A 9,008-nucleotide genomic window follows, 5' to 3' on the forward strand; every position below is an offset into this window, starting at 1 on the left:
AACGGTCAGGTCAGCGCGAGGAACGTGCCGGCGGCCAGCGGTGTGCCGAGCGCGACCCCGGCCAGCACCTGCGGCCAGGTGTGGTCGCGCAGCCGCACCCGGGACCAGCCGACCGCCGCCACCAGCGGCCAGCCCAGGTGCGCCACCGGGGGAAACAGCAGCACCAGCACGGCGACCGTGGCGCCGGCCACCGCCGCGTGGATGCTCAGCTTCCACCAGTGGTTGACGAGCGTGCAGGCGGCGCCGACCACGAAGATGACCACGATCACCGCGAACAGCTCGGCCGGCGCGCGCAGCGCCGCCAGCAGCAGCAGCCCGACCGCCACCGAGGCCAGCCCGATCGAGAGCGGGCGGGCCCGCTGCCGGTGGTCGCCGACGTGCCGGTCGGTGAGCCGGCCCCGGCGGACGCCGGACACGATCACCCCGACCGGGATCACCGCGCAGAACAGCAGCGCGGTGCCGCCCCAGAGCAGCAGCTGGGCCGGGGCGCGGCTGACCCGGGCGACGGCGACCAGCGGCAGCGCGGTGACCAGGACGCCCGGGGCGAGCACCTCGGTGAGCAGCCGGGCCAGCCGCGCGCCGGCCGGTCCCTCCCGTGGTGATCGCACCCGGTCATCCTGGCATGCCGCGTCAGCCCTTCTCCGCCCCGCTGGTGAGGCCCTCGGTGAGCAGCCGTTCGCCGGCGAAGAAGAGCACCACGATCGGCAGGGTGAGGATGACCGAGCCGGCCATCAGCACGGTCTTGGGCACCTCGACGCCGTCGGCGAGCAGCGACAGCCCGAGTGAGACGGTCCACCGGTCCGGCCGGTCGACCAGGAACAGCAGGGCGAACAGGAACTCGTTCCAGGCGATCATGAAGTCGTAGAGCGCGACCGCCATCACCGACGGCGCGGCCAGGGGCAGGCTGACCCGGCGGATGATGCCGAGCCGGCCGGCGCCGTCGATCGCCGCGGACTCCTCCAAACTGACCGGGATGGTCTCGAAGTAGTTCTTCAGCATGTAGACCGAGACCGGCAGCGTCTGCGAGATGTAGACCAGCACCAGCCCGAACAGCGACCCGCGCAGCCCGGCCCGGCTGAAGACCACGAACAGCGGGATCGCGATGACGATCGACGGGAACAGGTAGACCGCCAGGAACAGCGCGCTGACCTGCCGGCGGCCGAAGAACCGCAGCCGGGAGACCGCGTACGCGCCGGGGATGGCCACCACCAGGGTGAGCACGGTGGCGGCCAGCGCCACCAGGCCGCTGTTGCGGATGAACGTGAGGAAGCCCTGACCGCCGTTCTCGACCGACCGCAGCACCTCGGCGTACGTGGCGAGGGTCAGCTCGCCGAACGGCACCCAGAGCGAGCCGGGGTCGAGCAGCAGCCGCTCGATCGGGCGCACCGAGAGCACCAGCATGTACCAGAACGGCAGCAGCGTGACCAGCAGGAAGCCGGTGATCACCAGCCGGCGCAGCCAGCGCAGGCCGACCGTCTCGATCCGGTCCCGATCCATCACGCCTCCCGTTTCGCGCCGAAGAAGCGCAGGTAGATGGCCACGAAGACGAGCAGCACCACGGCCAGTACGACGGCTTGGGCGGCGGCCGCGCCGATGTCGGTGCGGGCGGTGAGGAACTGGTAGACCCGGACGCTTACCACCTCGGTGCCGGCGGAGCCGCCGGTGAGCAGGTAGACGTCGTCGAACTTGTTGAACGTCATGATGAACCGGAGCACGCCGAGCAGCGCGATCACCGGCATCAGCTGCGGCAGCAGGATGTGCCGGAACCGCTGCGTCGGCGTCGCCCCGTCGACCCGGGCGGCCTCCTCCAACTCGGCCGGCACGGCCTGGAGCCGGGCCAGCAGGAACAGGAACGCGAACGGGAAGTAGCGCCACGCTTCGAACGCGATCACGGTCCACAGCGCGGTGGACTCCTGGGACAGGAACGCCACCGGAGCGTCCCAGCCGAGGAAGCGCCGCCCCCAGTCGTTGACGATGCCGAGCTGCGGGTCGAGCATCACCTGCCAGACGAACGTCATGGCGACCACCGGCGCCACGTACGGCAGCAGCATCGACGCGCGTACCAGTGTGCGGCCCCGGAACGGCCCGCGTACCGCCAGCGCCGCGACCAGGCCGACCACGATCGAGCCGGCGGTGCCGCCGACGCTGTAGAGCACGGTGGTCCAGAGCGTGTCGGCGAACCCGGGGGTGTGCAGCACCCGGTCGACGTTGTCCAGCGTCAGTTCGCCGAAAAGACCGGTCTTGCGCAGTGTCGCCAGGCGTACCCGTTGGAAGGCCAGCACCACCGTCCACACGATGGGTATGCCGATCACCGCGAGCACGACGAGCAATGTGGGGGTGACCAGCGCGAGTCCGGCGCGGGACTCGCGGCGGCGCAGGGTCAGCGGGCGGCGGCCGGGCCGGCGGGGCCGCTCCGGGGTGGGGGACCGGCCGGCCTCCGGCGCGGTGGTGGTCAATTGACGCCCTTGGCGATGGCCTCGACGTCCTTCTTGGCCCGCTCGGCGGCGGCCTGGGCGTCGGACTTGCCGCCGACCACGTCGGCGAGCGCCTTCGGCACCGGCAGCTCGCCCAGGATCGCCCCGACCAGCTTGCCCTGGCCCTGGGTCAGCCCCCAGCGCTGGAACGTGTCCGGGCTCTCCCGCAGGGTGGCGAGCACGTCGTCGCCGTAGACGTCGGAGAGGGGCTTCCTGGTGTCCACGCCGGCCGGGCTGGTGTTCCAGGCGGTGCGGAACTTCTGCTTGTCCTCGGGCGTGCCGGTGCGCACCGGGAAGCGGCCCTCGGGGGACATGCCGAACCAGCGCGGGTAGCCGTCGGAGAGCATGTACTCCACGAAGGACTTCGCCGGGTCGGCGGCGCCGTCGAGCACCGCCCAGGAGCTGACCTCGCCGTACTGGGCCGGCTCGGTGCCGTTCGGGCCCTTGATCGCGGTGACGAAACCGCTGTTGCGCGCCAGCCAGGCCGGGTCGGACTGGCACTGTGGGCAGGTGGGTCGGGCGTCGTTGCGCAGGCCGGCCAGCTCGTCGAGGACGAACGGCGACCAGATCAGCATGGCCGCCCTGCCGGCGAAGTAGGTGGCCCGGGTGGTGTCGACGTCCTGGGCGCCCTTGACCGAGTTGTTCCGCATCAGGTCGCCGTAGAACCGGAACGCCTCGACGCACTGCGGCGAATCCAGGGTGATCTTGCCGGTGTCGTCGGTGAGCTGGCAGCCGTTGGCCAGCGCGAGGTGCTCGAACGTCTGCTGGGTGAACACGTCGCCGGGGGCGGTCGCCGCGGTGATGCCGGCGACGCCGCCGGTGTTCAGCTTCGCCGCCGCGGCGGCGATCTTTTCGTACGTGTCGGGGGCGGGCAGGCCGGCGGCGTCGAACAGGTCCTTGCGGTAGACCAGCAGCTGGCCCCAGCCGTCGCTGGGCACGGCGAGCTGCGTGCCGCCGTCGCTGGTCAGCTCCAGCGCGCGGGGGGAGAACGTGTCCCGCCCGAGCTTCTCCACCACCGCCTTGTTGGCGTCCGGCTCCAGCAGCTCGTTGCCGGCGAGGGTGCGGACGCCGGCGAGCGACACCGAGCCGACCACGTCGGGCAGGTCACCGGCGGCGGCGCTGGACGCGATCAGGGCGGGGAACTGGTCCTCGTTGACGGTGACCAGGTTGACCTTGACGCCGGATTTCGCGGTGTAGTCGGCGATGATCGCCTTGGTGGCGTTGACCCGGTCCGCCACGTCCTCCAGGCTCCACACGGTGATCTGCGTACTGTCGGATTTCTGCCCGTCGTCGCTGCAGGCGGTCGCGCCGGCCCCGGCCAGTGCCAGGATCAGGCTCGACGCGAGCAACCGTGTTGAGGGTGATGACATCGGTGGCACCTTTCTCCAAGGAGCACGGCGCGGCATCAATACCCACGGATTCATCAATCTAATCAGATATGCCCATTTTTAGGGGTTAGAATCGAGGCCGGCACTTTCCTCGGAGCGACGCCATGGGCAACTGGGTTGTCTCTCTGGCCGGGCCCCGGCGCGTTCGCCTGGAGCCCTGCCCCCCGGACCGGCTCGGCCCGGGTCAGGTCCGCGTCCGCACCCGCTACTCCGGCATCTCCGCCGGCACCGAGCTGACCCTCTACCGGGGCAGCAACCCCCGCCTCCGCAAGGACTGGGACGCGGGCGCCCGGATGTTCGTGCCCCGCCAGGCCGGACCCGCGTACCCGGTGGTCGGCTTCGGCTACGAGGAGGTCGGCGAGATCGTCGAGGTCGCCCCCGACGTCGCCGACCGCCGCGCCGGGCAACTCGTCTGGGGCATCTGGGGGCACCGCGCCGAGGCGGTGCTCCCCGCCGCCGCCGCGCACCCGCTCACCCCCGGCCTCGACCCGCTCGCCGCCGTCTTCGCCCGGCCCGGAGCCATCGCGCTGACCGCGGTGCTCGCCGGCGACCTGCACCTCGGCGACTGGGTCGGCGTCTTCGGCCAGGGCGTGATCGGGTTGCTCGGCACCCGACTCGCGGTCCTGTCCGGCACCCGGGTGGTCGCCGTCGACACCGAACCAGCGCGGCTGGCGCACGCCACCGGGCTCGGCGCCCGCCGGGTGGTCGAGGCCGTCGGCGACTCGGCCGCCACCGCGCTGCGGGCGGCCACCGACGGCCGGGGCGCCGACGTGTGCCTGGAGCTGTCCGGCGCGTACCCGGCGCTGCACCAGGCGATCAAGGCCACCGCGCACGCCGGCCGCGTCGTCGCCGCCGGCTTCTACCAGGGGTACGCACACGGGCTGGAACTCGGCGAGGAGTTCCACCACAACCGGATCCAGCTGGTGGCCGCGCAGGTCTCCGGGCCGGACCCGGCACCCGGCACGGCCGGCCGGTGGACCCCGACGCGGATCGCACACACCTTCATGGACCTGGTGGCGGAGGGCAGCGTCGACCCGCTGCCGCTGGTGAGCCACGTCGTCGACGCGGGCGCGGTGGCCGACGCCCTGGCGTTGCTCGACCGCGGTGACGGTGACGTCCTCCAAGTGGTGCTGAGGTTCTGAATGGACATCCCACTGGCCTGCCAGGAGCAGCTGCTCCCCGGCGCCGACCTGATCGACAGGTACGCCCTCGCCGTCTCCCTCGGCTACCAGGGCATCGAGCTGCGCGGGCGGGGGGACCTGGCGCTGGCCCGGCGGCTGCCGGAGCTGCGCCGGGCCCACGCCGCCGGGGTGGTGACGCCGACCGTCTGCGTCGAGATGGACCACTTCATCGGCGACTTCGACCCGGACCGCTCCCGGGACGCGGTGCGCAACCTGCGTTCCCAGCTCTCCGTGATCGCCGAGCTGGGCGGCGTCGGGGCCATGACGCCCGCCGCCTGGGGCATGTTCTCCCGCCGGCTGCCACCGTTCGAGCCGCCCCGGTCGCCCGCCGACGACCGGCGGGTGCTCGTCGACGCCCTCGGCGAGCTGGGCGAGCACGCCCGGGCCGAGGGGGTCACGCTCTTCCTGGAACCGCTCAACCGGTACGAGGACCACATGGTCAACCGGCTCGACCAGGCGGTCGAGCTGTGCCGGGCGGTCGGGTCGCCCGCGGTGCGGGTGGTCGCCGACACCTACCACATGAACATCGAGGAGGACGATCCCGGCGCCGCGCTGCGCGCCGCCGCGCCGCACCTCGGGCACGTGCAGGTCAGCGACTCCAACCGGTACCAACCCGGCGCCGGGCACCTGGACTGGGCCGCGCTGCTGGGCACGCTCGACGACCTCGGCTATCCCGGGTGGCTGGCGCTGGAGTGCCGGCTGCGCGGTGAACCGGTCGCCGCGCTGCGCCAGGCCGCCGACGTGCTGCGGGCGGACCGGCCGTGGCGGGCCGCCGCGTGACCGGCAGCCTGGCGGCCGGCGTACGGGCCGGCGCCGAACGGGACGCCCGGCTGCGCCGGCTCGCGCTGGCCACCCTGGACGCCAACTGGGAACACGACCACACCGTGCCGTCGCGCACGCTCTACCCGCACCAATGGAGCTGGGACTCGGCGTTCATCGCGGTCGGGCTGGCGCACGTACGCCCGGATCGGGCCTGGCGTGAGCTGCGCACCCTGTTCGCCGCGCAGTGGGTCGACGGGCGGGTGCCGCACATCGTGTTCAACCCGGCGCTGCGCGTCGGCTCCTACTTCCCCGGCCCCGAGTTCTGGGACTCGGCCCGCGCCGACGGCGCCCCGGCGGCGCCCACCTCCGGCATCGTCCAACCGCCCGTGCACGCCCCGGCCGCATGGCTGGTGCACCGCCGCGCGCCGTCCGAGGCGTCGGTGGCCGCGCTGCGCCGGCTCTATCCCCGGCTGGTCGCCCAGCAGCGCTACCTGGCCGGGCGGCGGGACGTCGGCGGGGGCGGGCTGGCCGCCGTCGTGCACCCGTGGGAGTCCGGCCTGGACAACAGCCCCGCCTGGGACGCCCCGCTGGCGGCGGTGCCGGCCGACGAGTCGGTGATGCGCGCGTACCGCCGGCACGACACCGCGTACGCCGACGCCGCGCACCGGCCCACCGACCTGGACTACGCGCGCTACGTCGCCCTGGTGGACAGCTACCGCGCCGGCCGCTACCGGGACGAGGGGCTGCTCGGCCGGCATCCGTTCCTGGTGGAGTGCCCGCTGGTCAACGCCGCGCTCGGGGTCTCCGAGTACGCGCTGGCCCGGATCGCGACCGTCGTCGGCGCGGACCCGTGCCCGCACCGCGACCGGGCCGCCCGGATCACCGAGGCCCTGGTGAGCCGGCTCTGGGATCCGGTAGCCGGCACGTTCCGCCCCCGCGACGTGCGCACCGACCGGCTCGTCGGACCCCGTACCGTGCTCGGTCTGCTGCCGCTGGCGCTGCCCGACCTGCCCGAGCCGCAGGTGCGGGCCGTGCTGGCCGAGGCGTGCTCGCCCCGGTTCGGCCTGGCCGCCCGGATGGACCGGCCGCTGCCCACCCACGACCGCACCGCGCCGGACTTCGAACCGCTGCGCTACTGGCGCGGGCCGAGCTGGGTGAACACGGGCTGGCTGCTCTGGCAGGGGCTGCGGACGCACCGCCGGGCCGACCTGGCGGCCGGGTTGCGCGAGTCCCTGCTCGACCTGGTCGACGGCGCCGGCTGCCACGAGTACTTCCACCCGGACACCGGGGCCGGACTCGGCTCACCGGCGTTCAGCTGGACCGCCGCGCTGGTGCTGGACGCGCTCGCCGAAGGGTGAGCGGGCCGGCGGCGTCACCCGCGGGCCGACGCCGCCGACCGACCGGGTCGGCTCAGGCGATGCCGGCCGGCATGCCGCCGCCGAGCCGCAGGGCCGAGCGCGGCGCGTCGTCGATCGCGTAGCCGAGCGCGTCGACCACCTCGACCACGCCGCTTACCTGACGGGTCAACCGCAGCGCCAGGCGCACCGTGGACCAGCGCTCCAGCTGACCGGTGAGCGTCACCACGCCGCCGTGCACGGTCACGTCCACCACGCCGTCGCGCACGCCGAGCGTGCGCCGCAGCACCTCGTCGACCACGTCCCGCCGGATGTCCGGGTCCGGGCGCAGGTGCACCTTGAGCAGGTCGCCGCGGGTCACGATGCCGACCAGTCGGCCCAGGTCGTCGACCACCGGCAGCCGCTTCACGCCGCGGGAGTCCATCAGCCGGGCCGCCTCGACCAGCGTGGCGTCCGACGTGACGGTGACCGGGGGAGCGGTCATCAGGTCGGCCGCGAGCGTCGCGCCGGCCTTCGCCCGCGCCTCCCGGCGGTGCCGGTCGGGCCGGATCCGCCGCTCACGCGGCTGCCCGGACAGCTCCACCTTGTACATCAGGTCCGCCTCGGAGACCACCCCGAGGACCCGCCGGTCGCCGTCCACCACCGGCGCCGCCGTCACCTGCCGGCCGGTCAGCACGTCGACGATCTCCCGGTACGCCGTGCCCTCCCGCACCGACGCCACGTCGGTGGTCATCACGTCCCGCACCTGCCACGTACGCATGGCGTCCTCCTCGTCCCCGGCGCGCCGGCTCGAGCCGGCGCCTCCGTCCTCGACGCTAGGCGGCGGGGGTGGGCCGGAGCAGGGGCGCACGGACCCGGTGACCGGGCCGGAAGTCCCGGCTCAGCCGGTCGACGCGGGCACGTCCGCGACGTGGTCGGCCGGCGGTTGCCAGCCTTGGTCGGCTCCTTGATCCACACCAGCTCGCCGTGACGGTGGTATCCGATCGGCCGTGATGGAGCCACTTCGCCGAAGTGGAGTGGATCTTGGGAGTGTGGGCTCCGTTTGGTGGGGGTGGGCGCGGGTATTCCGCGGGCCGGCGGAGGGTCGGTGGCCGGCGACGAGGGGAGGGGCGGCATGCGTTTTCCCCTGTTCGTCGACGCGGTGGCGCGTCGGGCCGAGCTGCCCACGGACGACGCCGCGACGATCTCCCGGGCGGTGCTGCAGACCCTCGCCGAACGGATCACCGCCGACGAGTCGGCCGACCTGGCCGCCCAGTTGCCGGACGACGTGGGCGGCTATCTGTCCGCGCCGGACCGGGCGGGAGCGACCGGCGCCGCGGTGGACTTCCTCTACCGGGTGGCCGAGCGGGCCGCGGTGGACCCGGCGGTCGCCGAGGTGGGCGCGCGGGCGGTGCTCGCCACGTTGCGCGACACGGTCACGGTCGGCGAGTTCGAGGATCTCGTGGCGCAGCTTCCGCGCGGATTCGACGCGATGGTGGACCCCATTCCGCGCCCGCCGTACGATGTCTGAGCAGGCTCCCCGCGATCCGGGTCGAGCTGCCGAGCAGGGGCCGTGAGGCGAAAATTTGACGGCCCGGAAGTATTTTCACCGTAAAATAACTCGCGAGTAGGTACCTACGCTGTAAATCGTCTACGCGCCAGAGGGATGATCGGACGAAATCCTCCGTCCGGGGTACCACGGTTCCTCCCACCTTCGGCTCAACCCGCATCGATGCTCTTCCGGTCGAGAGATTGAGCCTTATTCTGCTTCCAATGTGAAGTCCTGGGGGGGATCAATGGTCACATTTGTCGATTGCTGCGTGCCTGCCGTCAGTGGAGCGCGACCCGCTTCCTGACATGACAGAGACG

The 9,008-nt window shown here is 73.0% G+C and carries 9 protein-coding genes; 4 read left to right on the forward strand and 5 right to left on the reverse strand.

What is annotated here, in order from left to right; all coding sequences use genetic code 11:
- Window positions 1–5 precede the first annotated feature (5 nt).
- From ACGFI2_RS25035 to ACGFI2_RS25050, 4 genes are read right to left on the reverse strand one after another with little or no spacing between them, the layout of a single operon-like run.
- Window positions 6–608 (reverse strand): phosphatase PAP2 family protein, encoded by a 603-nt coding sequence (locus tag ACGFI2_RS25035; RefSeq protein ID WP_393521260.1) that lies wholly within the window; start codon window positions 606–608, stop codon window positions 6–8.
- 22 nt (window positions 609–630) lie between these two features.
- A complete protein-coding gene (locus ACGFI2_RS25040) occupies window positions 631–1,497 on the reverse strand; it encodes a carbohydrate ABC transporter permease (protein WP_393521262.1) in 867 nt (288 codons plus the stop codon).
- Window positions 1,497–2,456, reverse strand: a complete 960-nt coding sequence (locus tag ACGFI2_RS25045; protein WP_393521264.1) for a carbohydrate ABC transporter permease — start codon at window positions 2,454–2,456, stop codon at window positions 1,497–1,499. The genes ACGFI2_RS25040 and ACGFI2_RS25045 overlap by 1 nt, the downstream gene beginning before the upstream one ends.
- Window positions 2,453–3,844 (reverse strand): ABC transporter substrate-binding protein, encoded by a 1,392-nt coding sequence (locus ACGFI2_RS25050; RefSeq protein WP_393521266.1) that lies wholly within the window; start codon window positions 3,842–3,844, stop codon window positions 2,453–2,455. The genes ACGFI2_RS25045 and ACGFI2_RS25050 overlap by 4 nt, the downstream gene beginning before the upstream one ends.
- A gap of 122 nt (window positions 3,845–3,966) precedes the next feature.
- Here ACGFI2_RS25050 and ACGFI2_RS25055 point away from each other — a divergent pair, with 122 nt between their 5' ends.
- Genes ACGFI2_RS25055 through ACGFI2_RS25065 form a run of 3 tightly spaced genes read left to right on the forward strand, consistent with a single transcriptional unit; the run spans window position 3,967 to window position 7,163 of the window.
- The gene (locus ACGFI2_RS25055; RefSeq protein ID WP_393521268.1) at window positions 3,967–5,004 is read left to right on the forward strand and encodes a zinc-binding dehydrogenase; all 1,038 of its coding nucleotides are present in this window, start codon (window positions 3,967–3,969) and stop codon (window positions 5,002–5,004) included.
- Window positions 5,005–5,823, forward strand: coding sequence for a sugar phosphate isomerase/epimerase family protein (locus tag ACGFI2_RS25060; protein ID WP_393521270.1), 819 nt, complete (start codon window positions 5,005–5,007; stop codon window positions 5,821–5,823). It abuts the gene before it with no gap.
- On the forward strand, window positions 5,805–7,163 hold the full coding sequence (locus ACGFI2_RS25065; RefSeq protein ID WP_393521272.1) for a hypothetical protein: 1,359 nt from the start codon (window positions 5,805–5,807) through the stop codon (window positions 7,161–7,163). Before ACGFI2_RS25060 ends, ACGFI2_RS25065 begins: the two co-directional genes overlap by 19 nt.
- A gap of 52 nt (window positions 7,164–7,215) precedes the next feature.
- Here the strand turns inward: ACGFI2_RS25065 and ACGFI2_RS25070 are convergent, their stop codons facing one another.
- Window positions 7,216–7,920 (reverse strand): CBS domain-containing protein, encoded by a 705-nt coding sequence (locus tag ACGFI2_RS25070; RefSeq protein ID WP_393521274.1) that lies wholly within the window; start codon window positions 7,918–7,920, stop codon window positions 7,216–7,218.
- A gap of 354 nt (window positions 7,921–8,274) precedes the next feature.
- Here ACGFI2_RS25070 and ACGFI2_RS25075 point away from each other — a divergent pair, with 354 nt between their 5' ends.
- Window positions 8,275–8,670 (forward strand): DUF2267 domain-containing protein, encoded by a 396-nt coding sequence (locus ACGFI2_RS25075; RefSeq protein ID WP_393521276.1) that lies wholly within the window; start codon window positions 8,275–8,277, stop codon window positions 8,668–8,670.
- Window positions 8,671–9,008 lie beyond the last annotated feature (338 nt).

Source organism: Micromonospora sp. NPDC049282 (assembly GCF_043197045.1).
In the GTDB taxonomy this organism is placed as follows: Bacteria; Actinomycetota; Actinomycetes; order Mycobacteriales; family Micromonosporaceae; genus Micromonospora.